Annotated in this window: 21 protein-coding genes and 1 tRNA gene; 13 read left to right on the top strand and 9 right to left on the bottom strand. The window is 61.1% G+C overall.

Annotated elements, in window-relative coordinates; all coding sequences use genetic code 11:
* The first annotated feature begins 111 nt into the window (after positions 1 to 111).
* The 3 genes from I2H36_RS18350 to fhuF are packed head-to-tail and all read left to right on the top strand — an operon-like array spanning position 112 to position 4213.
* The gene (locus I2H36_RS18350) at positions 112 to 2202 is read left to right on the top strand and encodes a TonB-dependent siderophore receptor (protein WP_196265347.1); all 2091 of its coding nucleotides are present in this window, start codon (positions 112 to 114) and stop codon (positions 2200 to 2202) included.
* Between the two features lie 8 nt (positions 2203 to 2210).
* Positions 2211 to 3473, top strand: a complete 1263-nt coding sequence (locus tag I2H36_RS18345; RefSeq protein ID WP_196265346.1) for an MFS transporter — start codon at positions 2211 to 2213, stop codon at positions 3471 to 3473.
* 5 nt (positions 3474 to 3478) lie between these two features.
* A complete protein-coding gene (fhuF, locus tag I2H36_RS18340; RefSeq protein WP_196265345.1) occupies positions 3479 to 4213 on the top strand; it encodes a siderophore-iron reductase FhuF in 735 nt (244 codons plus the stop codon).
* A 75-nt stretch (positions 4214 to 4288) separates the two neighbouring features.
* Here the strand turns inward: fhuF and I2H36_RS18335 are convergent.
* Positions 4289 to 4378, bottom strand: a tRNA-Ser gene (locus I2H36_RS18335).
* 486 nt (positions 4379 to 4864) lie between these two features.
* On the opposite strand from I2H36_RS18335, the gene I2H36_RS18330 reads away from it, so the two are divergent.
* The 9 genes from I2H36_RS18330 (at position 4865) to I2H36_RS18290 (ending at position 13976) form a co-directional block, all read left to right on the top strand.
* Positions 4865 to 5914: a septal ring lytic transglycosylase RlpA family protein gene (locus I2H36_RS18330; protein ID WP_246718898.1), complete on the top strand. Its 1050-nt coding sequence runs from the start codon at positions 4865 to 4867 to the stop codon at positions 5912 to 5914.
* A 127-nt stretch (positions 5915 to 6041) separates the two neighbouring features.
* Positions 6042 to 7250 (top strand): D-alanyl-D-alanine carboxypeptidase family protein, encoded by a 1209-nt coding sequence (locus I2H36_RS18325; protein ID WP_196265344.1) that lies wholly within the window; start codon positions 6042 to 6044, stop codon positions 7248 to 7250.
* Entirely contained in the window at positions 7250 to 7939 is a 690-nt protein-coding gene (gene tmk / locus I2H36_RS18320) for a dTMP kinase (RefSeq protein ID WP_196265343.1), read from the top strand. The genes I2H36_RS18325 and tmk overlap by 1 nt, the downstream gene beginning before the upstream one ends.
* Positions 7929 to 8993: a DNA polymerase III subunit delta' gene (locus I2H36_RS18315; RefSeq protein WP_196265342.1), complete on the top strand. Its 1065-nt coding sequence runs from the start codon at positions 7929 to 7931 to the stop codon at positions 8991 to 8993. Before tmk ends, I2H36_RS18315 begins: the two co-directional genes overlap by 11 nt.
* 54 nt (positions 8994 to 9047) lie before the next feature.
* Positions 9048 to 10598, top strand: a complete 1551-nt coding sequence (metG, locus tag I2H36_RS18310) for a methionine--tRNA ligase (protein WP_196265341.1) — start codon at positions 9048 to 9050, stop codon at positions 10596 to 10598.
* 47 nt (positions 10599 to 10645) lie between these two features.
* On the top strand, positions 10646 to 11977 hold the full coding sequence (locus I2H36_RS18305) for a family 1 glycosylhydrolase (RefSeq protein WP_196265340.1): 1332 nt from the start codon (positions 10646 to 10648) through the stop codon (positions 11975 to 11977).
* A 63-nt stretch (positions 11978 to 12040) separates the two neighbouring features.
* Positions 12041 to 12850, top strand: coding sequence for a TatD family hydrolase (locus I2H36_RS18300; RefSeq protein WP_196265339.1), 810 nt, complete (start codon positions 12041 to 12043; stop codon positions 12848 to 12850).
* Complete coding sequence (locus I2H36_RS18295; protein ID WP_196265338.1) at positions 12847 to 13647, top strand: MBL fold metallo-hydrolase; 801 nt, start codon at positions 12847 to 12849, stop codon at positions 13645 to 13647. The genes I2H36_RS18300 and I2H36_RS18295 overlap by 4 nt, the downstream gene beginning before the upstream one ends.
* Positions 13644 to 13976: a hypothetical protein gene (locus I2H36_RS18290; RefSeq protein WP_196265337.1), complete on the top strand. Its 333-nt coding sequence runs from the start codon at positions 13644 to 13646 to the stop codon at positions 13974 to 13976. Before I2H36_RS18295 ends, I2H36_RS18290 begins: the two co-directional genes overlap by 4 nt.
* A 219-nt stretch (positions 13977 to 14195) precedes the next feature.
* Here the strand turns inward: I2H36_RS18290 and I2H36_RS18285 are convergent, their stop codons facing one another.
* On the bottom strand, positions 14196 to 14636 hold the full coding sequence (locus tag I2H36_RS18285) for an OsmC family protein (RefSeq protein WP_196265336.1): 441 nt from the start codon (positions 14634 to 14636) through the stop codon (positions 14196 to 14198).
* A gap of 134 nt (positions 14637 to 14770) precedes the next feature.
* Here I2H36_RS18285 and mazG point away from each other — a divergent pair, with 134 nt between their 5' ends.
* Positions 14771 to 15616 carry a nucleoside triphosphate pyrophosphohydrolase gene (gene mazG, locus I2H36_RS18280; RefSeq protein WP_196265335.1) on the top strand — a complete coding sequence of 282 codons (846 nt, stop codon included), beginning with the start codon at positions 14771 to 14773 and terminating at the stop codon, positions 15614 to 15616.
* On the opposite strand, the gene hflX is transcribed toward mazG, so the two are convergent.
* From hflX to dusB, 7 genes are all read right to left on the bottom strand, one after another.
* A complete protein-coding gene (hflX, locus tag I2H36_RS18275; protein ID WP_196265334.1) occupies positions 15611 to 17005 on the bottom strand; it encodes a GTPase HflX in 1395 nt (464 codons plus the stop codon). The genes mazG and hflX overlap by 6 nt on opposite strands.
* 1 nt (position 17006) lies before the next feature.
* Positions 17007 to 17261 carry an RNA chaperone Hfq gene (hfq, locus tag I2H36_RS18270; RefSeq protein WP_009491222.1) on the bottom strand — a complete coding sequence of 85 codons (255 nt, stop codon included), beginning with the start codon at positions 17259 to 17261 and terminating at the stop codon, positions 17007 to 17009.
* A gap of 235 nt (positions 17262 to 17496) precedes the next feature.
* Positions 17497 to 18867 (bottom strand): nitrogen assimilation response regulator NtrX, encoded by a 1371-nt coding sequence (ntrX, locus tag I2H36_RS18265; RefSeq protein ID WP_196265333.1) that lies wholly within the window; start codon positions 18865 to 18867, stop codon positions 17497 to 17499.
* Positions 18864 to 21116: a sensor histidine kinase NtrY-like gene (locus tag I2H36_RS18260; RefSeq protein WP_196265332.1), complete on the bottom strand. Its 2253-nt coding sequence runs from the start codon at positions 21114 to 21116 to the stop codon at positions 18864 to 18866. Before I2H36_RS18260 ends, ntrX begins: the two co-directional genes overlap by 4 nt.
* Before the next feature lie 100 nt (positions 21117 to 21216).
* Complete coding sequence (gene ntrC, locus I2H36_RS18255) at positions 21217 to 22683, bottom strand: nitrogen regulation protein NR(I) (protein WP_196265331.1); 1467 nt, start codon at positions 22681 to 22683, stop codon at positions 21217 to 21219.
* Positions 22684 to 22692: 9 nt separating this feature from the next.
* Positions 22693 to 23796, bottom strand: a complete 1104-nt coding sequence (locus I2H36_RS18250) for a two-component system sensor histidine kinase NtrB (protein WP_196265330.1) — start codon at positions 23794 to 23796, stop codon at positions 22693 to 22695.
* Complete coding sequence (gene dusB, locus I2H36_RS18245; RefSeq protein ID WP_196265329.1) at positions 23793 to 24812, bottom strand: tRNA dihydrouridine synthase DusB; 1020 nt, start codon at positions 24810 to 24812, stop codon at positions 23793 to 23795. The genes I2H36_RS18250 and dusB overlap by 4 nt, the downstream gene beginning before the upstream one ends.
* Positions 24813 to 24858 lie beyond the last annotated feature (46 nt).

Raw genomic sequence — 24858 nt, 5'->3', positions numbered from 1 at the left:
CGAGTATAAAATTGGATTTTCAAGTTAAAATAATTAAAAACTATAGTATTTGACTTGTATTTATCGTGCCTGATAGGCCGAAACCATCGTTGTGTAATGAAGGTCTCCGCCGTGAAGCTCCACTTTGTACTCCTTGCCTCCACTGCTCTTGCTTTTATCCCGGGTAAAACATTCTCTCAGACCAGCGGGCAGGGCGCCATCCAACTCGATGAGGTGACGGTCGAGGGGACGCGTGAGGGACAGGGCGGTCCGATCTCGGCCAGCGGCTATGTTGCCACGTCGTCCCGCAGCGCGACCAAAACCGACACGCCTCTCCTGGAGACGCCCCAATCCATCTCGACCGTCACGCAACAGCAGATCGAAGACCGCAAGCCGCAGGCGCTACTCGATGCGATTGCCTATACGCCTGGAGTGCGGGTTGGAAGTTATGGTTTCGATCCACGCTATGACGCCTTCACGATCCGCGGCATCGACCTGACCTACACGGGCGTGTTCCGCGACGGACTGCGTCAGGTCAACAGCCCGAACGGGTTATTCCGGCTCGAGCCCTACGGACTTGAAGGCATCACAATCCTGCGTGGCCCTGCGGCTTCCATCTATGGCGCCAGCAGCACCGGGGGCATCGTGGATCTGATCTCAAAGCGCCCGACCTTCCTGCCCTTCCGCGAAGTCGAGGTCCAGACCGGCTCATATGGACGCTTGCAGGGCAACTTCGACATCTCAGGGCCGGTCAACGCCGACAACACCCTGTTCTATCGCCTGACCGCCCTCGTTCGCGATGCGGGAACCCAGATCGATGCGGTGCAGGATGACCGCGTCTTCATCGCGCCCGCCTTCACGTGGAAGCCGAACGACGCGACGACCCTCACGGTGCTTGGCGAGTACATGGACTCGAACACCGGTGGAAGCGCGGCCTATGTCAACAACTATGAACTGGATCCGAATGGCGTTTCGACGGGCCGGGTGATCGGCGCTACCAGGGTCTACGAAGGAGATCCCCGCTACAATGACTACCGTCAGAAGCAGGGGCGGATCGGGTACGAGTTCGAGCACCGCTTCAGCGACATGTTCACCCTACGTCAGCGCCTGAGGTTCTCGGATCTGGGCACCAACCAGGAGTACTATTCCCTTGGCGCAAGCTCCGGGCTCGTCCGCGAGCAGAACTGGGGGGTCGTTACTGATACGCATCTCGAAAGCCGCGTGAGAACGGGAGCGCTAGATCACACCATTCTCGCCGGCCTCGATGTCAGTCGATTGAGCTATCGAAACAAATTGGCTTTCGGCGCCGTTCCCATCGGAACCGATCCGGACAGTATATACCAGCGCGATGAGCAGACCCAGACGCTGACCGGCCTGTATGTTCAAGATCAGATCAAATGGCAGAACTGGCGCCTGACTCTGGGCGGCCGTCACGACTGGCTGACGAGCGATTTCGAAACCAATGGAGCTGAGTTCGACCAGGACGATTCCAAGTTCACCGGGCGGGCGGCCTTGGGCTACGTCACCGAGCTCGGTTTGGCGCCTTACGTGAGCTATGGCACGTCCTTCACGCCCAACCCCGGCACTGTCCTCAACGGCAGTGTGGCTGAACCGACAACGGGAGAACAACTCGAAGTCGGCGTGAAGTACGACCTGCCGAGCTACAACGCCTCGGTGCGGGCGGCCGTCTTCGATCTGCGCCAGGATGATGCGGTGATCTATCAGGTGGTCGATGGCTTGAACCGGCAGGTACAGCTCGATGTGCGTTCGCGCGGTTTCGAGCTTGAAGCTGTGGCATCGCTAGTGGAAGGGCTCAACGTTCAGGCTTCCTATTCCTACACCGATGCCCAGATCCTGAAGCTGACCCCCGAGACCGAAGGCAATCAGCTGTCGAGCGTGCCCAATCACATGGCTTCGCTTTGGGTCGACTATACGATCCAGGAGGGGCCAGCGAGGGGACTCGGCATTGCCGGCGGTGTCCGCTATGTGGGCGCCAGCTTCGGCGACAACCTCAACCGCGCCATCATCGAGAACGATCCGCGCACCTATCTTGATGTCGCGCTCCGCTACGATCTGGAAAACATCAATCCCAATCTGAAAGGCATGCGCTTCCAGGTGAATGCCACCAATCTGCTAGACGAGGACGGTCAGGTCTGCACGTCGAACTACTGCTACTGGGATGAAGGCCGCAAGGTCATTGCGAGCTTGCGGTACCGGTGGTGAGCAGAGCCATGTCTCAGGAGATCAGAGGGCGAGGTCTCGCATCACCCGAAGCAATCGTCCTGGCTGTCGGTGGGCTGTATGTCGGGCAGAGCATTATCAGCGGAGTGACGTTCACCGCCCTTCCAAGCGTCCTTCGCGACCATGGAGTATCCCTCGACTCCATCGGCCTGACTTACCTCGCGGTCCTACCCTGGGTGCTGAAATTCCTGTGGGCGCCTGCGCTCGAACGTTTTCGGCTGCCTGAAAACGGCCCGAGCCGCTCGCGCTCGATTGTGCTGGTCGGCGGCCTAATCTCCGCAACGGGCCTCGTTCTGGCTGGCCTGATCGCCCCGACGAACATCTGGCCGATCATGGCGATCTTCGTGGTGATCGCCTTCGCGGCGTCCACGGTTGACATCGCGTGCGACGGGCATGCCGTGGAGAGCCTCCGTCAGCGATACCACGGTTGGGGTAATGCCGCGCAGGTCGGAGGTGCCTATCTCGGCGCGGCGATTGGATCCGGCTTGTTCCTCGTGATCGTTACCCAAATGAACTGGACCTGGGCGATGATTGCCATGGCAGTGCTTCTCAGCATGCTCGGTCTGCCGTTCATGCTGGCGCCGGCACGGAAGCCGGAAGTGGTGCGTATGCACCGGCCTTCGATAGGGCAGGCCCTCAGGCGCATTGAAATGCGCAAAGGCCTCGTCCTTGCCGCTTTCTATGCCGCCTCCCAGAAATGGGGTCTCTTCATGCTGGGCCCCTTCCTCATTGATGCCGGTCTCGATCTGACATCGCTTGGAACGATCAATGGGGCAGGCGGGATGATCGTCGGCTTTGCTTGCGCGCTCCTGGGAGGTGCCTGTGTCAGAGCCTGGGGATCCCGGCCGATCATGATCCTGGCGTCGATCCTGCAAACCGCCGCGTTATCAGGCCTTGGCTTCGCCGCGTGGTCAGGCAATATGCCACAATTGCTGCTGATCACATTGGGACTGGCCAGCTCATCCGGGATTCTCGCGTTCGGTTTCGTGGCGTTATACGCCAAGTTCATGGAACTCTCCGACCTCCGCCAGGCCGGCATCGACTTTACGCTGCTTCAATGCATGGACTCCCTCGTCAGCATGATCGGTGGTATCGGATCGGGATGGATCACGCAGCATTTCGGCTATGGTGCCTGCTTCGGAACTGCTGCAGCTTTTACGATACTGACTCTTCCAGTTGTCGCTCTACTAGGCCGACGAACTCCTTCTGATGTGGAAACAGAGAACAGCCTCTCTCCAAGGGTAGCAGAGTAACAGCTATGATCCCTTCACTTGCCCCATGCTTCACGGGAATCTTCGTCCACTACAAGGATACCCTGGCACTCCCGGGAGAGCACGACTCCGTCATCTCCGGCCGTGATCTTCTCAACCGAGATGCTTCGGAAAACCTTATGGCCCGGTTTTCGGAGGTTCATGCCGGGGGCGACCGCCGGGCGATCGTATCCATGTGGACGCAATGGCATTTTGGCGCTCTCATCATTCCTACGACCGCCGCGATGCTGTTGCTTGGTCGCGATCTGCAAGTTGATCTGGAACGGATCAGCGTTGCGGTAGATGACCAGGGAAAGACGATGGCCATCGTGCTTCACAATGAAGAAATCCCTGGAGTTCCTGTTTCCGAACACAGCTTCTCACGCGTCTTTCAGAATCATGTGGAGCCCCTGATCCGGCACTTTGCCGCGCAGTTCAGGATTTCGACGCGCCTCCTGTGGAACAATGCCAGTGAGATCTTCGAGTGGGCTCTCGACCAGGCTGAAGCGATAGGAACGGCTCAATCCGACGCGCTGCACGCGGGCCGTTCGCTTCTTGGCACTCGCCTCGGCGGCAGCGGTCAGCCCAACCCGATGTACGGTTTGGCCCGGCACGTGATGCAGGGTGAAACGACAGTCAGGCAGCGAAAGCTCTGCTGCCTCCGCTACCTTTTGCCAGGCATTGAATGCTGTGGGAGCATATGTCCTTCGCCGCCGGCAAGTTCCGCGAACGCTGGGAGCTAGGGGGAACATCACTACGATCCCGAGATCTTAAAAGATCTGCAGGTCCAGTTCATCCAGCCCATGGATGGTAGAAAGTGGCGGAGAGGGTGGGATTCGAACCCACGGTGGGCTTGCACCCACGGCGGTTTTCAAGACCGCTGCCTTAAACCACTCGGCCACCTCTCCTAATCGCCCGAGGCCGGTTCGGAACTGTGCCCATCTCTAAGGCTGCGAACCCGAAGTCGTCAACTCGTATAGCTCCCTTTGTAGAATTGCTCGATTCGACAAAGCGACCGACAGAGCAACTGAATTCATTAACTACATCTGGTTATGCCGGCCGCAGGACACATGATTGGCGCGGCTAATCCGCTCTATAGGCAAAGGACAGCCGTCAGAAGCCCAGTCGCAGGCCAAACAATTGAAAGTGCTGATTTTTCCTAATGGGAACCTGTCCATTTCTTCGAAGGGAGGGGAAGTTCTCCAAAACGATGACATTCGCACAACCGAGCTTTGTGCGGATTGCAACCGAATGAAATAATTGTGCTTTCGCGTCTAAATGATACTTAGTACCAACTTCATGAGCTTTGCCATTGACAAGCGCGGCCGTTTAACTTTCCTTTAAGGGCTGAAAAGCACGTTGGCTTGATGTCCGGGGCACATATGGACTGAGCCATGCTCCGTACTGACAACAGGATGCGAGACGACATGCGTTGCAACTGCGCCGAAGCGAATACCGGGCTGAGGGAAAAGATTCCGTCCTTCACTCAACGGGCTGTGCTCCGCGTCGCAAGCGTCACGGCCATCGCCCTCCTGGCGGCAAACTGCTCCTCGAATGTCAGGGGCGGGATCGATCCCAAGTATGGCGTTGCTCCAAGCCCGAAGGTCGTCGCGGATGGGCAGCCTGTTCCCAAGGGCGGCGGGCGGGAGATGGTGGGCAAGCCTTATACGGTTGCCGGCCGCACCTACGTTCCCGATGCGACCCCGCGTCCGGCCGAAGGCTTGGCGTCTTGGTATGGGTCGAACTTCCACGGGCGGATGACCGCGAACGGTGAGGTGTTCGACCGCGCCTCGATCGCCGCTGCCCATACGACAATGCCGTTGCCGAGCTACGCCCGCGTCACGAATCTCCAGAACGGCCATTCCATGATCGTTCGCGTCAACGATCGCGGGCCCTTCCATGGCAACCGGGTGATCGACGTCTCCGAACGCGCCGCCATGGCTCTCGGCTTCAGGCAGCAGGGCACCGCCCGGGTGAGGGTGGAGTATGTGGGTCGAGCTTCTACCAACGGAAGCGACGACCGAATCCTGATGGCAAGCCTTAGGACGGATGGCCAGCCGGCCAACCTCACCAACACGCCTGCGACCATGATTGCCCAGGCCGCTCCGCAGCCGAACGCACCACGCCAAGCCATTGCTTTGCGCAGCTTCGAACCTGAAAATGAGGCTTACCAGGCTCCTGTCCGAGCCTCCCAGCCTTCAGTTATGCCTAGCGTGCTCGCCAGCAATGTCCCGTTGCCGCCTGAGCGTCCCTTCGACCTTGGGACGATTCCAGGCGCGGCGAGCCCGGTCGCCAGGATCAGCTCGGCCGCCCCCGGTCAGATACCCGCCTCCCGCCCGGTGATCGCCAGCCTGCATGAGACGCCGGCCAGTGCGACGCCATCCGGATTCCGGATAGATGGCTCATCAACGGGTCCCGCGGCTCAAAGATTCGTGCTCCGCTAGACCAAAGACACAGCTTTTCCTGGGCTGCGTGCCTCCGCACACAGCCCAGCATGGCTGAATGTTGATTTGTTATTGACGCGCCACAGATTCGGGATCTCCTAGGGGAAGAGCCTGGAGATTACTTATTATGCGTCAGCCTAAAGCCGCCCAAACCCTTGCGGCCTTTGCTTTTCTGGTCAGTGGTTTGTTTCTCGCGTTCGGAGCGCAGGAGGCACAGGCGCAGGATTTCCAGACGTCGGCTCCGACGGCTGTCCTGATGGATGCCGGAAGCCACGCGGTTCTCTTTGAGAAGAACGCAGACGAGCCGACGGCACCGGCCAGCATGACGAAGGTCATGACGGCGGAAGTGGTCTTCAATGAAATCAAGAACGGTCGCCTGAACTTCGACAGCGAGTTCGTGGTGTCGGAGAATGCATGGCGGAAGGGCGGCTCCGGATCCGGCGGCTCGTCCATGTTCGCCAAGGTGAATACCCCCGTCCGCCTTGAGGATCTGCTTCGTGGCCTGATCGTGCAGTCGGGCAACGATGCCGCAATCGCCCTTGCTGAAGGTATTGCCGGAACCGAGGACAACTTCGCCCGCATGATGAACGAGCGGGCTAAGCAGATCGGCCTGACGAAGTCCACCTTCCGCAACGCCACAGGCTACGGGCACCCGGAGCAGAAAGTCACGGTTCGGGATTTGGCCAAGCTGGCCCTCCACGTCATCGAGACTTATCCGGATCTCTACAAGATGTTCGGTGAGCGTGAATTCACCTGGAACAAGATCCGTCAGCAGAACCGTAACCCTCTGCTGTTCGCCGATATCGGGGCGGACGGGCTGAAAACCGGGAATATCGACGAGTCCGGCTTTGGCCTCATCGGCTCCGCGGTTCAAAACAACCAGCGCCTGATCGTGGTTGTGAACGGCCTGAAGACAGCCAAGGACCGGGCGGCGGAGTCCAGAAAGCTCCTGGACTGGGGCTTCCGGGCCTTCGAAACTCAACAGCTTTTCGCGGAAGGGCAGGTTGTTGGCGAGGCTCAGGTGTTCGGTGGGAACATGCGCTCGCTTCCCCTTGTGGCAAAGAAGCCTGTTCGTGTACTTGTGCCGCGGGGCGATGGTGAGCGGGTAACCGCACGCATCGTCTACACCGGCCCTCTGAAAGCCCCCATCCAGAAGGGAGCCGAGGTGGCCCGGATTCAGGTCAGCCGTGGGGACATGCAGGCTCTCGATATGCCGCTTTATGCCAATGAGGACGTCCAGCAGGGCACGCTGAGCCAGCGGGCTCTCGACGGCTTGCTGGAATTCAGCACTGGCTGGGTCCGCCGCGCTTTCTCGAGCCTCGTCGAAAGCATTTGATGGCAGGTTGCTTCATCACTTTTGAGGGCGGGGAGGGCGCAGGCAAGTCGACCCAGATCGAGCGGCTCAAGCAACGGTTGGGGGAGCTCGCCCAACCGACTGTCGTGACGCGCGAGCCCGGTGGGTCTCCTCACGCAGAGGAGATCCGCGCCTTCATTTTGGGAGGCCATGCCAAGCATCTCGGGCCCTTTGCGGAGGCCCTTCTGTTCGCCGCGGCCCGAATCGACCACCTGGACAAAACAATCGTGCCGGCCCTCAAACGGGGCACTCACGTCCTCTGCGATCGTTTCGCCGACTCGACCAGGGCTTATCAGGGCTCGGCCGGCAACATCGACAAGGCGCTTATCAATCAGCTCGAGCGGGTGACGCTTCGGGGCGTCAAGCCAAACCTGACCTTCATCCTCGACCTGCCGGCTGAGGCCGGGCTTGCCAGAGCCCGACAGCGCCAGGCGGGTAGGGGGGAGGGTGCGGACCGATTCGAGGGGGAGGACGTCTCCTTCCATCACTCCCTGCGCCAGTCGTTCCTGTCGATCGCGCGCAGTGAGCCGAAGCGGTGCGTGGTGATCAATGCCGACCAGGAGCCCGACGAGGTCGAGGCGGCCATATGGGCCGCCTTGCGCGAGAGGCTGCCTCAGCTCGCCCAGAACCGATTATCAGACAATGCCTTAAGGCCGCTCGATGTCGCGTGACGCTCAAGACGTGGTTGAGCCGGACGGGTTCGAGGGAGCCCTGCATCCGCGGGAGCAGTTTGCCTTCTTCGGCCACCGAGAAGGCGAGGACGCTTTTCTGGAGGGTCTCCGGTGCGGCCGCCTGCATCATGCCTGGCTGATCGGCGGAACGCAGGGTATCGGCAAGGCAACCCTCGCCTATCGAGTCGCCCGCGCCGTCCTCGATCCTCAGAAGGCGGGTGATAGATTCATGGCCAGCCTGGACGTACCGGCGGAATCCCATGTGGCCCGTCAGGTCGCTGCTCTTTCCCATCCCAATCTGGCCGTCCTGAGACGCTCTCCGCCCACGGACAAGAAGGCGGCTTCGACGACCATCCCGGTCGATGCGGTGCGCCGGGCGCTCAACATGTTCGGCTCCACGGCCGCCAACGGCGGCTATCGGGTCTGCATCGTGGACAGCGCCGAGGATCTCACCATCTCGAGCGCCAATGCTCTGCTCAAGGTGATCGAGGAGCCGCCGCCACGCTCGCTGTTCCTGATTGTGAGCCATGCGCCGCAGCGGGTCCTCCCGACCATCCGCTCTCGGTGCCGGCGCCTGCTGTTGCGCCCCCTGGAAGGTCAGGAGATCAGAGCAGCGATCCGCTCGCTTGGGTCCACCTGGTCCGATATTCCGCGGGATGTGGTCGATCAGGCGCTTCGCTACGGGGAAGGGTCTGTCCGCCGCACTCTTGAGCTGCTCGATGCTGAGAAGGTCGCTTTCATCAATCAGGTCACGAAGCTCCTCGACGGTCTGCCACGGACGGACACGAAGCAGATCCTCGCCTTGGCGGAGGCTCTTGCACGGCGCGACGCGGACGACAGCTACGAGCTGACCCTGGAAACGGTCCAGCGGTGGGTGTCCGAGCGGCTGCGCGACAGGGCAGGGCTCGGCGCCTCCCGCCTTGCGCCTTTGGTGGAGGTATGTGAGAAGATCGGCCGTTCGGCGCGCGAGATTGACGTATTCAACCTCGACCGCCGACCCTTCATCCTGACGATGTTCGACGATCTTGCCGACGCTGTTCGGCGAGTGGCCTGAAGCCTCCGCCGTCCGCAGGATTAAGAGGTTTCAAGTTTCAGGTTAGGATTCGACATGGCCGACAAGCAGAAGTTCTACATCACCACGGCTATCTCGTACCCGAATGGGGCTCCCCATATCGGTCATGCCTACGAGGTCGTAGCCTCGGATGCCATCGCACGCTTCAAGCGCATCGACGGCTACGATGTTTTCTTCATGACCGGCACGGACGAGCACGGCCTCAAGATCCAGCAGACGGCAGACAAGAACAACACCACCCCGAAGGCGTTCGTCGATGAGATGGCCGCCAAGTTCCGCGCCATGGCGGACCGGCTTAACTGCTCCTACGACCGATTCATCCGCACCACCGATGCGGATCATGTGCCCTCGACCCAGGAACTCTGGCGCCGGATGCAGGAGAAGGGGGATATCTACCTCTCCAAGTATTCCGGCTGGTACTCGGTTCGGGACGAGGCCTATTACGACGAGGCCGAGCTGACCAAACAGCCTGACGGCAGCTGGCGTGCACCCACGGGAACGCCGGTCGAGTGGATCGAGGAGGAAAGCTACTTCTTCCGCCTTTCCGCCTATCAGGATCGCCTGCTCGCCCATTACGAGACCCATCCGGACTTCATCAGCCCGGAAACCCGCCGGAACGAGATCACCAGCTTCGTGCGGTCGGGCTTGCAGGACCTCTCGATCAGCCGCACCACCTTCAACTGGGGCCTGCCGGTGCCCGGCGATCCGAAGCATGTCATGTATGTGTGGATCGATGCGCTTAACAATTACGTGACCGGCTGCGGCTTTCCGAACGAGGACGATCCGCGCTGGCACTACTGGCCGGCCGACGTGCACATCATCGGCAAGGACATCGTCCGTTTCCATACGGTCTACTGGCCGGCCTTCCTCATGTCGGCCGAATTGCCGCTGCCCAAGCGCGTCTTCGGACACGGCTTCCTGCTCAACAAGGGCGAGAAGATGTCGAAGTCGGTCGGCAATGTGGTTGATCCCTTCGACCTGGCTGACACCTATGGCGTCGACCAGATCCGCTACTTCTTCATGCGCGAGGTGCCTTTCGGACAAGATGGCAACTATTCCCACGGGGCTATCGTCAACCGCATCAATGCAGATCTGGCGAACGATCTCGGCAATCTGGCGCAGCGCTCCCTGTCCATGATCGCCAAGAACTGCGACGCTTCGGTGCCGCGGCCGGGCGAGTTCAGCCAAGCCGATCAGGATATGCTCTGGCTGGCTGACGCCATGCCGGCGAAAACCAGGGCGGCCATGAGGGATTTCGCCCTTCATACGACCTTGGCTGAAATCTGGGCCGTGGTGGCCGAGGCCAACCGCTACTTCGCCTCCCAGGAGCCGTGGGTGCTGCGCAAGACCAACCCCGAGCGCATGAACACCGTGCTTTATGTCACGGCCGAGGTTCTGCGCGCAGTCGGTATCCTGGCTCAGCCGTTCGTTCCGATTGCCGCGGCCAAGCTGCTCGATCTGCTGGCGGTTGCGCCGGAGGGCAGGGGTCTTGCCGCGGTCGGGCCGGAGCATCGTCTGGCAGCCGGGACGGCCCTTCCGCAACCGGCCCCGATTTTCCCGCGTTATCTGGAGGCGGAGGCGTCCTGACGCGTCCGCTTTGTCCGGCCTGATAGGGCCCCAAGCGGAAGCGTGCCATGTACACTGCCTTTATGTTTGCCACCGGGATCGAGAACAGCATCCCGACGATCAACAATGGCCGCACTCGCATCGATCAGATGGAAAAGTGCGGCCATTACAAGCACTGGCAGACCGACTTCGACCTCCTTGATGAGCTCGACATTCAGGTCCTGCGCTACGGACCGCCGCTTCATACGAGCTTTCTGGGGCCTGGCCGCTACGACTGGTCTTTCGCGGACATGACCTTCGGCGAGATCCATCGCCGCAACCTCATTCCGATCGTCGACCTGTGCCATTTTGGGGTTCCCGATTGGATCGGCAACTTCCAGAACCCGGATTTTCCAGATCTCTTCGCAACTTACGCGGAAGACTTCGCACGCCGCTTTCCCTGGGTTCAGCTCTACACACCCATCAACGAGATGTTCATCTGCGCCCAATTCTCCGCCGCCTATGGCTGGTGGAACGAGCAGCTGCGCGGCGACCAGCCTTTCGTGACGGCGCTGAAGCACATCGTGAAAGCCAATGTGCTGGCCATGGAAAGGATCTTGAAGATCCGGCCGGATGCCTTGTTTATTCAGAGTGAATCCTCCGAGTATTTCCACGCGGACAACCCGGCTGCCATCAAGCCAGCCGAGATCATGAATGCCCGGCGGTTCCTGTCTCTTGACCTGAACTACGGCCGGCGGGTCGACTCGGAGATGTACGAATTCCTGATGGATAATGGGATGACACGGGATGAGTATCGCTTCTTCCTGAGCCGTTCCTCGCTTCGTCACCACTGCATCATGGGAAACGACTATTATGTCACCAACGAGCACAGGGTCTCAGCGGATGGGCTGACGAGGGCAGCCGGGGACGTATTCGGCTATGACGAGATCACCCGGCAATACTACGATCGCTACAAGCTGCCTGTCATGCACACTGAGACGAACCTCATGGAAGGCCCTACAGGCGAGGAGGCCGTGGATTGGCTCTGGAAGCAATGGGCCAACGTGCTCCACGTCCGCAATACCGGTGTGCCGATCGTCGGCTTCACGTGGTACTCGCTCACCGACCAGGTGGACTGGGACGTGGCTCTCCGGGAGGAGAACAACCGCGTAACACCCGTGGGTCTCTACGATCTCGACCGCAATATCCGTCCCGTCGGGCGCTGCTACAAGCAACTGATCCATGCCTGGTGCGATGTTCTGCCGGCTCAGAGCGTGTGCCTCACCGTGCCCGTCGTTCGGCCGCACGAGTATGATGAGGTTGCCGTTCGCAGGCATCAGGAGCGGTTGCGTCAGATGCGACGCAAGGAAACGAAAGAGGACGACGAGCCCGTAGCGACCGCCCAGGGTGGGCATCGGTAGACGAGGGCGCTGTTCCGATCTATGCAGCCGTGCCGCTAGCCGCAGAGGAGGGCGCTTTCACTCATGTTGGTTGACAGCCATTGCCACCTGGACTTTTCGGACTTTCAGAGCCGCCTTCCCGAGGTCCTGTCTGCTGCTCTTGAGGTAGGCGTTGGCCGGATGGTGACCATCTCGACCCATGTGGCGCGCTTCGAGACGTATCGAGCTCTGGCCGAGGCGCATGAGAGCGTTTTTTGCACGGTGGGCACACACCCGCATAATGCCGCTTTGGAGCCAGACGTGCCCGCACAGCGGCTGATTGATCTTTCCCACCATCCGCGCTGCGTCGCTATCGGAGAGGCCGGCCTCGATTACCACTACGACAAGAGCCCGCGCGATGTGCAGCAGCGGGTCTTTCGCACCCATATCGAGGCGGCCCGCGAAACCGGTCTGCCCTTGGTCATTCATGCCCGGAACGCCGATGAGAACATGATCCGGATCCTGTCGGAAGAGATGAGGCGAGGGCGCTTCGATGCGGTTCTCCATTGCTTCTCGTCCGGCGAGAAGCTCGCTCAGGTCGGAGTAGAACTGGGGCTCTACGTCTCGTTTTCCGGAATCCTGACCTTTCGTAACTCGGAGGAGATCCGCCGAATCGCAGCCGCCGTGCCGCATGATCGGCTTTTGGTCGAGACGGACGCGCCTTACCTGGCCCCCGTTCCGCACCGAGGTAAGACCAACGAACCGGCCTTCGTGGCCAACACGGCGCGCGTTCTCGCCGAGGTCGTCGGCGTCACGGATGAGAAGATCACCGAGCTGACGACAGCCAACTTCTACCGACTGTTTGCCAAAGCGGCAGCAGCCGACGCCGAGTTCAGGCAGGCACTTGCTTCATGACGTTGCGCCTGACGATCCTCGGCTGCGGGTCTTCTGCCGGCGTGCCACGCGTGGGCGTTGGCTGGGGCGCCTGTGACCCTACCAATCCCAAGAACCGGCGCAGGCGTTGTTCCGTGCTCGTGGAGCAAATCGGTCCGGATGGCGCGGTCACGACCGTGCTTGTCGATACCGGTCCAGACGTGCGCGACCAGTTGCTCGGAGCCAACATCCGCCGTCTGGACGCGGTTCTCTATACCCACGAACATGCCGACCACATCCATGGAATCGACGATCTGCGCCCGCTCGCCATCGTCCAGCGCCACCGCATCCCGGTCTATGCCGACCGGATGACCAGCGAACTGCTGATGATGCGCTTCGGCTACTGTTTCGAGACGCCGGCAGGGAGCAGCTATCCACCCATCTTGAAGATGAACCATGTAAAGCCAGGTCTTCAGACATCCGTTCCTGGGCCGGGTGGCCCCGTCGAGACGGTGCCGTTCAGAATGATCCATGGGGACATCGACACCTTGGGATTTCGGTTCGGAGGCATCGCCTATGCTCCGGACGTGAGCGAGATGCCTGAGGAGAGTCTCCGGCATCTTGAAGGCTTGGACTTCCTGATCCTCGATGCCTTGCGCTACACGCCGCATCCAACGCATTTCTCCGTGTCGGAGGCTCTGGACTTCATTGAGAAGGTCAGGCCGAAGCGCGCAGTGCTCACGAACCTTCACACGGATCTCGATTACGAGACATTGCGGGGCGAACTGCCGCCGCATATCGAGCCGGCGTACGACGGGCTCCAAATCGAAGCGCCATGACGAGGCGGACCGAACAGCACCCGCACACTCCAGATGGTCGCTATTTCGTGGTTCGCGGTCGATTGTGGCGCCTGAGCAATCCGTATCTCGAGCCTCAGGAGCGTGAGCGCCTCATTCACGAGCTGATGGCGGCACGGCGGGCAGTCCGCAGCGTCAAGGACGACCCGAAGGCTTTGGCCGGAGTTCGTGCTCAGGTCGATGCTGCAAAGCGAGCTCTCGGTGAACGTGGTCCGGTATGGTGGACTGATGGCGCGCCGGATTACAATCGGAAGCTGGTCAAAGATACGCCGTATGCCGAATGGTTTTCCTCAATCGGCGCGCGATCCTGAACCCGGTTATGAGAGGCGGCTGAGTAACTCATCAATCTAAGTTCCATAATATATCTTATGCGAATAAAATGTCGAAAGTTGCCAGCCTCTCCCCTCAGACCTGAGGCAATCCATTCAGAGCTTCTGTCGAGGAACTTGGGATTGACTATGACTAGCTCATCAATGCCGATCATCACGTCGAGTTAGCCTGAGCATATTCGATCAACGGAGCCAAGTGCCCTAGGATGTTGCCTCCGGCTCTGCAGCTTCATCCAGGGCTGTCCAGTTATGGGTGATCTCGGCTACGGCGCCGAGCATGATTGAGGCCGAGCAGTACTTCTCCTTGGACAACTGGATCGCCCGCTCCACCTTGGCTGGCGCCAGATCCTTGCCCACGACGCGGTATTCCAGGTGAATTTTCGTGAACACCTTGGGATCGGTCTCGGCGCGCTCGGCCGTAACATCAACTCGGCAGTCCGAGACGTGCTCCCGGCCCTTTCTGAGGATCTGCACCACATCAAAGGCCGTGCAGCCGCCAAGGCCGATCAGCAGCATCTCCATGGGACGGATGCCGAGATTCCGCCCACCATATTCAGGCGCGCCATCCATCACGATGGCATGCCCACTGCCGGACTCGCCCACGAACATCATTTCATCGACCAGTTTGATCCGTGCCTTCATCGGGTTCTTCCCCAATCATCTCAAAGAATTCCTCTCAATGCATACACCGCTTCTCGAGGGATATGGCGCAAATCCAGCTAGCCGCGGGTTTTGTCCTTAGGGTATGAGACTATCTGAGCGAGTAGGAATTAACTGTGAAGCCTTCGGCCGACATCACCCGCCTCCTAGAGATCATGGCGGCCCTGCGCACTCCTGGAACGGGCTGTCCCTGGGACCTTGAGCAAGATTTCGCGTCGATTACACCCTACACCCTTGAGGAGGCCTACGAAGTCGTGGACGCCATCGAGCGCGGCGATCTCACGGATCTACGGGACGAGCTGGGCGACCTGCTGCTTCAGGTGGTTTTCCACGCCCGCATGGCCGAGGAGCAGGGTGCCTTCGCGTTCGGCGATGTGGTGGAGGCAATCACGAAGAAGCTTATCCGCCGCCATCCCCACGTCTTCGGGAGCACGAAGGACCTGTCGCCCGGCGAAGTGAAGCGCCTTTGGGACTCGATCAAAGTCGAGGAGAAGGCGGAGCGAAAAGCAGAGCGTATCAGAAAGGGCTTGGCGCCGGAGGCACACGAGGCAGGATTTCTCGGTGGCATTCCGACGGCCCTGCCCGCCTTGACGCGAGCCCAGAAGCTGACGACCAAAGCCGCCAAAGTCGGCTTCGACTGGCCCGACGCTGCCCAAGTCATCGACAAGATTCACGAGGAGCTGGATGAGGTTAAGGAGGCTTCTTCATCGGGCGATAGAGACAAGATCGAGGATGAAATCGGCGATCTGCTCTTTTCGGTGACGAACCTCGCCCGTCATTTTGGCATCGATCCGGAGCAGGCCCTGCGACGCACGAACGCCAAGTTCGCACGCCGCTTCAGCGCGGTCGAACAGGCCCTAAGAGAGCAGAGCCGCACCCTCGACGAAGCGTCGCTCGAAGAAATGGAACGGCACTGGGTTGCGGCGAAGATGGCCGAGCGAGAGCCCGGCGCGTCCTCATAGGACGCGGGCTTCGGGAAAGCGATTCAGGAAGCGCGGCTCCTTGCCGGCGACAAGGCGGACTTGGAGCACGGTGTGCCCGTTCTCCTTCGTCTGGCGGTCGAGGATCTCCGTATTCTCATGGAGCCAGGCGAGACCCTGCCCGTCCTCAGCCGCGACATCGACCTCGTAGGTCAGACGGCCCAATGCCAGGTGCTGCTCGATGGTGACGAGCAATTCGGGAATTCCGTCGCCAGTCAAGGCTGAGATGAGAATTGGCCGCCTCTCCTCGCCGGTCCGTTGCGAGGTTGCGGCGAGCCGCTCCCGATCATCCGCTGAGAGCAGATCGGCCTTGTTCCAGACCTCGATAATGCGTCGGGTGTCATCCGGATCGATACCGAGTTCCCGCAGCACCACGGCCACGTCGCCAGCCTGGGCCTCCGTCTCCCCATGCGAGACGTCACGGACGTGCAGCAACACGTCAGCCTCGACGACATCCTCAAGGGTCGCCCGGAAGGCTGCGACCAGCATGGTCGGCAAATCCGATATGAAGCCGACGGTGTCGGACAGGATGGCCTTTTCCCCGTGGGGAAGGTCGATAGCTCGGGATGTGGGGTCGAGGGTCGCAAACAGCATGTTCTCGGCCAGAACGTCGGCCTGGGTCATGCGGTTGAAGAGCGTAGATTTGCCGGCATTGGTGTATCCAACGAGCGCGATGATCGGATAGGGCACCCGGCGCCGGCTCGTCCGATGCAGGGAGCGGGTCTTCACGACGCCTTCGAGGTCCCGCTCGATCCGGTTCATCCGTTCCTGGATCATGCGCCGATCGGCCTCGATCTGCGTTTCGCCTGGGCCGCCAAGGAAGCCGAAGCCGCCGCGCTGGCGCTCGAGGTGGGTCCAGGAGCGGACCAGCCGGCCCTTCTGATAGGACAGATGCGCCAGCTCGACCTGCAGAGTGCCTTCCCTTGTCCGAGCACGTCGGCCAAAGATTTCGAGGATCAGGCCGGTCCGGTCGATAACCTTGGCGCCCCAGGCCTTTTCGAGATTGCGCTGCTGCACAGGACTCAGCGCGCAGTCCATTACGACGAGCCCGATCTCCTCCGCTCGTACCACTCCCGTCAGTTCGTCAACCTTTCCGCTCCCGATGTAGGTGGCAGGCCTGGGCGAGGACAGGGGAGCGATGAGCGAACGGACGATGGTCAAGTCGATAGCGAGGGACAGGCCCGTGATCTCGTCGAGGCGCGCTTCCGGAGGGCGAGGGTTGCCCCCTTCGCCTTCAATAACCGTGGAAACCCGCCGCTTGCGTGTCAAGTATGGCCCGACGACGAGCGTCCTGGTGCCGGCCGCAACCTCTTTCTCAGGTTCGGCAAGCTGCGCGAGACGTTCCTCCCCCGGCGTACGTGGTTCCGTCACCTCAAGCCTTCTCGCCAGCCTCGTCGATCTGGTCGAACAACTGAACGGGCTGTCCTGGCATGATGGTTGAAATGGCGTGTTTGTAAACCAGCTGTGAGTGACCATCCCTGCGCAGAAGAACGCAGAAATTGTCGAACCAAGTGACGACTCCCTGGAGCTTCACTCCGTTCACGAGAAAGATCGTCAGGGGTATTTTCTGCTTCCGGACATAGTTGAGGAAGGTGTCCTGAAGGTTCTGCGCGCGATCGCCCGCCATTGAAGTTGCCTCGCCAGCCCATCGCCGCCGGTCTTGGCTATGGGGCCGCCTGAATATGATTGTCCGCTTTCGTGCGGTCGGTGACCGGCCTGCTTATTACAGGGCGAACAGCCGCGTTCGGCAAGGGGGACGCAACGGTTCTACCCCCTCGGAGCGCATTTTCCCGTGGATTTGTAGGTTTTAGTTCCAAGTCGGGCGGAAGTACTTAGCCTTACGGAACATCGGCGGCGGGTTGTCAGCCGCCGATGCCGAGGGATTTGAGCTTCCGGTGCAGGGCCGAACGCTCCATGCCGATGAACTCCGCCGTCCTGGAAATGTTGCCGCTGAAGCGGGCGATCTGTGCCAGGAGGTATTCACGCTCGAAGATTTCACGGGCATCGCGGAGCGGCAGGCTCATGAGCTTTTCACCCCCTGCCCCGCCTGGTGTGCTCGGAACGAGCGCACCGATTTCGGAAGGCAGCATGTCGGCCGTGACCTCTGCGTCGGGCTCACCGGAGGTGAGGATCATCAGCCGCTCGACGTTGTTCCTCAGCTGGCGCACGTTGCCAGGCCAGTCATGCGACTGCAGAACCGCCATGGCGTCCTCGGCGATGCGTCGCTTGGGCAGCCCCGTGGTCGACGAGATCTGCTCCATGAAGAACTCGATGAGTTCCGGCACATCCTCCCGGCGCTCGGCCAGGGACGGCACCCGAATCGGAATGACACCCAGGCGGTGGAACAGATCCTCGCGGAAACGGCCGGCGGCAATTTCAGCCGGCAGATCGCGGCTCGACGATGAGACGATGCGGACATCCACATGGACCCGGGTCGTTCCGCCGATGCGCTGGAAGTTCTGATCCACGAGGACGCGCAGAATCCGGTTCTGCGTCTCCCGCGGCATATCGGCGATTTCATCGATGTAGAGGGTGCCACCATGGGCCTCCTCGAGCGCACCGACGCGACGTCCTCCTCCCACCCCGCCCTCCGTACCAAAGAGTTCGGCCTCCATGGTGTCCGGCGTGATGGTCGCTGCCGACAGGACCACGAAGGGCCCGTTGGCTCGGGTGGACAGGCCATGGAGAGTGCGCGCTGTCAGCTCCTTTCCGGAACCAGGCGCGCCGGTGATTAGGATGCGGGCATTCGTCGGGGCCGCTCGCTCGACGGCTTGTCGGAGCTGGTTGACCACGATGGACTTGCCGGCAATGCGGCTCGCCTGAACGGAACGGGAGCGCAGGTCGCGCACCTCGCGCTTCAACCGTGACGCCTCGAGGGCTCGCTCAGCGACGAGCACGAGCCGATCAGCCTTGAACGGCTTTTCGATGAAGTCGTAAGCGCCGGCCTTGATGGCCGAAACGGCGGTCTCGATGTTGCCGTGGCCCGAGATCATCACCACGGGCAGGTCGGGATGCTGGCTCTTGATGATCTCAAGCACCTGGAGACCGTCGAGCCGGCTTCCCTGCAGCCAGATATCCAGGAAGACGAGGTGGGGACGTCGCGTCTCGATAGCCGCCAAAGCGTCGTCGGACGTCCCTGCCGTTCGTGTCCGATGGCCCTCATCCTCAAGGATGCCGGCCACGAGTTCGCGGATGTCGACTTCGTCGTCGACGACGAGAATGTCAGCGCTCATGAGCTTGCCCTCCGAGAGTCGTTTCGGCTGGAAGCGGCCGGTGCCTCTTCCGATGGAATTTGCTTCGTTTTCGGGATCCACATGCGAACCTGACCACCCCGTCCAGCAGGATTGTCGGCCAGTTCCATGCCACCGCCATGGTCTTCGAGAATCTTTGCGACTATCGGTAGCCCTAGGCCGGTTCCGCCCTCGCGGGTGGTCATGTAAGGCTCCAGAAGGCGCTGCCGCCCTTCGACCGGGAAGCCCTTGCCGTTGTCGGTCACGGCCAGGATCAAATAATCCGGATGCGTATCGTCCAGCAGGACGTTAATCTGCCCCTGCCCTCTCTCGGAATCCGGCACCGCCGCGATGGCTTCCGTCGCGTTCTTGACGATGTTGGTCAAGGCCTGGGACACAAGCCGACGATCAAACGGCGCCACCAGGGATCCTTCAGGGATCCGATCGACAAACTCAATCTCAGGATGGGCGACCTTCATCATGAAGACCACCTGCCGGATCGTCTCAGCCAGATCCTCGTTGCCGATGGTCGGCTTGGGCATCCGCGCGAAGGATGCGAACTCATCGACCATGCGCTTAATGTCGTCGACCTGCCGCACGATCGTGTCCGTGCATTGGTCGAACACCTCCCGGTCAGTGGTGATCACCTTGCCGTACTTCCGGCGGATGCGCTCGGCCGAGAGCTGGATCGGCGTCAAAGGGTTCTTGATCTCGTGGGCGATGCGGCGCGCCACATCCGCCCAGGCGGAGGTCCGCTGCGCCAGGACGAGATCCGTGATGTCGTCGAGGGTGATTACGAGATCCCGCTTTTCACTACGGGTCTGCTCGCTGGTGACGCGGACGTTGATCGTGCGCTCCTTACCCTTGCGTGCAATATGGATCTGCTGCTGCATCAGCCGCTGGCGCCCATGGCTCATCTCCTCGACCAGGGCCGTGACCTCCGGCAGGATCAGAGTGACCGGCTTGCCGAGCAGTTCCTCTCGCGTGGCTCCGAGCAGGGATTCCGTCGATGGATTGACGATGGTGATGACGCCACGAGCATTCACGCCAATCACACCGGCCGACACACCGGCAAGCACTGCTTCGGTGAACCGGCGCCGACGGTCCATGAGCTCGCTGGCTGTGGTGAGGCCGTCATGCTGGCGGCGCAGCTCCGAGGTCATCTTGTTGAAGGTCTCTCCCAGATGACCGAGATCCCCCTCGCCGCGCTTGACGGGAACCTGGACGTAGAAGTTTCCGGTGGCCACCTGGTCCGTCGCATGGATGAGGCGCCTGATAGGCGCCACGAGGCGATTTGCAAAGTTCAGACCGAACCAGACTGCTGAAAGTAGAACGATCAAGGCGATGAGCGTGAACATGGACGCGAAGGCGATTTGTATGCCCGCCTTCTTCTGGTCGAGTGCCTCATAGAAGGCGAATCCTGTCTCAGCGACCTGGGGAAATTCGATGGCGCGCGGATCTATTTCACGCGCTACGTAGAGGATACGCCCGCCATGGGCATCAAGCTTCAAGGCGGAGCGGAAAATGTTGCCGGTCCCTCGTGTGAAAAGGCACAGGGCCTCCTGGGAGCTCGCCTCCTGAAGATCCGCATTGGAGGGCTGAGGGATGTTCTCGATCTTCTTTACTTCGATCCGCTCGACCACCGTACCGTCCGGATCAACGATCATGGCAAGCGGGAAGCCGAGGAAGACCGCGCGGGAGTTCATGAACTCCCGAAACAGGTTACGGTCCGCGTCAAAGAGAACCTTTGCGCGGTTGAGGTCAGCCGCCATCAGCTGAGTTTCGCGCGCCAATGTCCGGCACTGCAACTCGCGATAGGAGCGTGCGATGGACACCGTGTTGTTCATGAGGTCCTTCAACGCCCCGGTAAACCAGGGATCCAGACCGCGTTCCAGCGTCACTGTTGCAACACCGGCAACGAGAATGGCAGGCAGGACGGCGACTAGACTGAAGAGCCCGACGATCCGCACGTGCAGGCCTGCGGCCGCGGCCCCTGCCCTGCGCTCCCGCACCAGCTTCCGCGTCTGCCAAGCCACAATCCCTAGGAGGACGGCAATGAGGATACCGTTTAGTGTGAACACCCACACGACGACATTGTGGGTCGGCACGATGGGCGTGGCGCCGGCAAGGATCAGGAATGTGGCAAGAGCCGAAGCCAGAGCCGACAGAACGGCTCCATAGCCCAGCCAGCCGAGACCGGTCTGGGACGGCTCAACCGCTTGGCGCTGTGCAATGGTGTCCTGGTTGATCAAGACTGAAGCCCCGCGAGATCGGGTGCCCTGGAAATGGCACCCTGTCGTGGGGTGATGCACCAACACAACACTGTGGTCAAATTATTACAGCCCAGGCCAATCAGACTCTATTCGAGCGAACAACCATGAGGTCCAGATCCCGCACCTTCTTCCGCAAGGTGTTGCGGTTGACGCCGAGAAGCTCCGCCGCCCTGATCTGATTGCCCCGGGTCGCCGCCAGGGCTGCTCCAATCAAAGGCCCTTCGATCTCACGCAGGATCCGGTGGTAAAGACCGGGAGGCGGCAGCGAATCCCTGAATCCGGAAAAGTATTCGTTCAGGTGCCGCTCCACGGCATCCGACAGGCCTTCCGAGGCTTGCAGGTTAGGCTGGTTGGACCTTCCAGCAGGCTGTGGCGGCAGGAGGGGCTGTGAATCGAGCTCTGCATCGACGATGGCACCCGTAATCGTGTCTTGTGGATAGAGGGCAGCCAAGCGGCGCACTAGGTTCTCCAGCTCGCGGACATTACCCGGCCAGCGGTAGCGCTTCAAGCGATCCATCGCCTCCACGTCGAGCTGCTTGCGACCGAGCCCCTCCTTCTCCACGAGCACGAAGAAGTGGCGGACAAGATCCGGGATATCCTCCACGCGTTCGCGCAGGGGCGGAAGCCGCAGCGGAACCACGTTCAGCCGGAAATACAGGTCCTCACGGAACAGGCCCTGCTGGATGAGTACACGCAGATCCTTGTTCGTGGCAGCTACAATGCGGACATTGGTCTTGATCGGAACCCGGCCGCCGACGGTCGTATACTCGCCCTGCTGGAGAACCCGCAGAAGGCGGGTTTGCGCCTCCATCGGCATATCGCCGATCTCGTCGAGGAAGAGCGTTCCTCCTTCAGCTTGCTCGAAGCGACCCGTGCTGCGGGCTGTTGCACCTGTAAAGGCTCCCTTTTCATGGCCGAACAACTCGGATTCGATGAGCTCCCGCGGTATTGCGGCCATGTTCACGGCTACGAATGGACCCTGCCGGCGCTTGCCGTAATCGTGCAGCGCCTTGGCGACCAGCTCCTTACCCGTGCCGGACTCGCCCGTGATCATCACCGTGAGATCGGTGGGCATGAGACGGGCCAGAGCCCGGTAGATCTCCTGCATCGCCTGAGAGCGTCCGACGAGCGGGATATCCTCGTTTTCCGGCGCCGGATGAGCACCGGTGGGCACGCTGCGCGGACGGGAGAGCGCCCGGCCGACGACAGCCACTAGCTCTTTCAGATCGAAGGGCTTCGGCAGATACTCGTAAGCGCCGCGCTCCGACGCTTTGATCGCCGTCATAAACGTGTTCTGCGCGCTCATGACAATGATCGGAAGCTCCGGCCGTATCTTCTTGATGCGGGGCAGGAGATCGAAGGCGTTCTCGTCGGGCATCATCACGTCGGTGATCACGAGATCGCCCTCCCCTTGAGACACCCAGCGCCAGAGGGTAGCTGCATTGCTCGACGAACGGACCTCGTAGCCTGCCCGCGAGAGTGCCTGGTTCAGGACGGTCCGGATGGCCGCATCATCATCAGCGAGAAGAATCTGTCCGCTCGGCATAGGTCAGCCTTATAAATCGGCCCCGCGGCCGTCGCCGGCGCGGTGCATGGGAAGGAGAATCCGGAAAGTGGTTCGCCGGGGCGCCGGCTCGCATTCGACGATGCCGCCATGGTCGCCCACGATCTTGGCCACGAGTGCGAGTCCAAGGCCGCTGCCCTGGACCTTGGTGGTGACAAATGGATCGAACAGGTCACTCATCAGTTCGGGCGGTATGCCGGGGCCATTGTCCATGACGCTCAGCTCGATCGGCAGGCTCACCCGCTCCTGCGAACCGGGCACCTGGAGTCTGACCCCGGTGCGGAACGCCGTCGACAGAGTGATCTCTCCGTCCGATGCGTCGATGCCAATGGCCTCGGCGGCGTTCTTGACGAGGTTCAGGATGACCTGAATCAGCTGGTCCCGGTTGCCGAGGACGGGCGGAAGCGACGGGTCGTAATTCTCGGCAAAGCGGATATGGCGAGCGAAGCCCGACTGGGCCAGGCGCTTCACATGGTCGAGGACGCCGTGAATGTTAACGGGCCCACGCTCTACGGGCCGCTCTTCACCGAACACCTCCATACGCTCCACGAGTTTCACGATGCGGTCAGTCTCATCGCAGATGAGCCGAGTCAGCAACCGGTCGTCCTCGTTAGCCGCTTGTTCGAGAAGCTGTGCGGCGCCGCGGATACCGGAGAGCGGATTCTTGATCTCGTGCGCCAGCAGGGCCCCTAGCGCCGTAATGGACCGGGCGGCCCCGCGATGGGTCAGCTGACGGTTCATCTTATCGGCAATCGTCCGCTCCTGGAGCATGACGATCACGTTGTCGCTGTCATCGCCAAGGGGGCATGCCGAGACGTCCACGATCCGCTCGGCGCCGAGGCGCGGGCTGCCGATATCGACCCGATGCTCACTGACGCTGGAGCCCCTCTGGCGAACATCCTCGACCAGCGCCAGGACCGGCGAGCCGAAGGGCATCAGGTCGCTCAGCTTCTGCCGCTGCATCATGCGCAGGCTCATCTCGAAGAACGACTCGGCCGCCGCATTGGCATGCGCGATCCGATGCTCCGGCCCCACCGTGAGGACAGGAATCGGCAGGGCATTCATGATCAGGTCGTTGATGGGAAGAGCCGTCATGCCGCCTCTCGCTCCAGGCAGCGGTAGAGCGAGCGCAACAAGGCGATCACAGTTTTCGGCTCCTCCGAAGTGACTAGCCCCATGCGAACCTCTGGAGCCACCTGGAAGCCTGAGGCGAGCGCCACATCCGCATAGGCCGCGAGGTGCTTACGGGCATGGCGGATACCGGTCTTTTCTCCGTAGAGAGAAAGCAGCCCCTCGTAATGCTCAACGGCGATGGCCGTCATCTCCTTCGGCGTCGGATCGGGAATGGTACGGCCCTGCAGGGCAGCGCCAATCTGGCCGACGAGCCAGGGGCGTCCCACGGCCGAACGACCGATCATCACGGAAGTCGCTCCGGAAGCAGCCAGACAGCGTCGCGCCTCCTCAAAAGAGCCGATATCGCCGTTGGCGATCACCGGAATGCGAACCGCCTCCATGACCGGCGCGATGGCGCTCCAGTCGGCCCGTCCCTTATAGAACTGTTGGCGGGTGCGGCCATGGACCGTCACAGCCTTGACGCCAAGGCTCTCGGCTCTGCGGGCGAGGTCCGGCGCATTGACTGACTGGTGGTCCCAGCCGAGTCGCATCTTCACCGTCACCGGGACGCTGGCGGCCTGTACCGTCGCCTCGATCAGACGAGCCGCGTGGTCCAGATCACGCATGAGGGCCGATCCGGCATAGCCGCCGATGACCCTCTTGGCCGGGCATCCCATGTTGATATCGATGATGCGAGCCCCGGCCCCTTCAGCTACCCGAGCGGCCTCCGCCATCCAACGGGGTTCGCAGCCGGCGAGCTGAACGACATGCGGTTCGATCCCGGCCCCCTCGGCGCGCAGCTGAGCTTCTTCAGAGCCTCGAACCAGCTCGTCAGATGCCACCATCTCGGACACGACAAGCCCGGCTCCCAAACGCTTGGCGATGCGCCGAAATGCAACATCGGTCACGCCCGAAAGTGGTGCAAGGATGGCATTGCTTTCCACCTTCACCGATCCGATGGCAAAACCGTTGGAGCCTATTTTTTGATCAAGTTCCATTGTGCTCATTTAGTAGCCATATTGAGCCAGTGTGCAAGCTTTTCTC

Source organism: Microvirga terrestris (assembly GCF_015694425.1).
GTDB lineage: Bacteria > Pseudomonadota > Alphaproteobacteria > Rhizobiales > Beijerinckiaceae > Microvirga > Microvirga terrestris.
The sequence above is the reverse complement of the archived record's forward strand: the minus strand, read 5'-3'. Positions and strand labels throughout refer to the sequence as shown.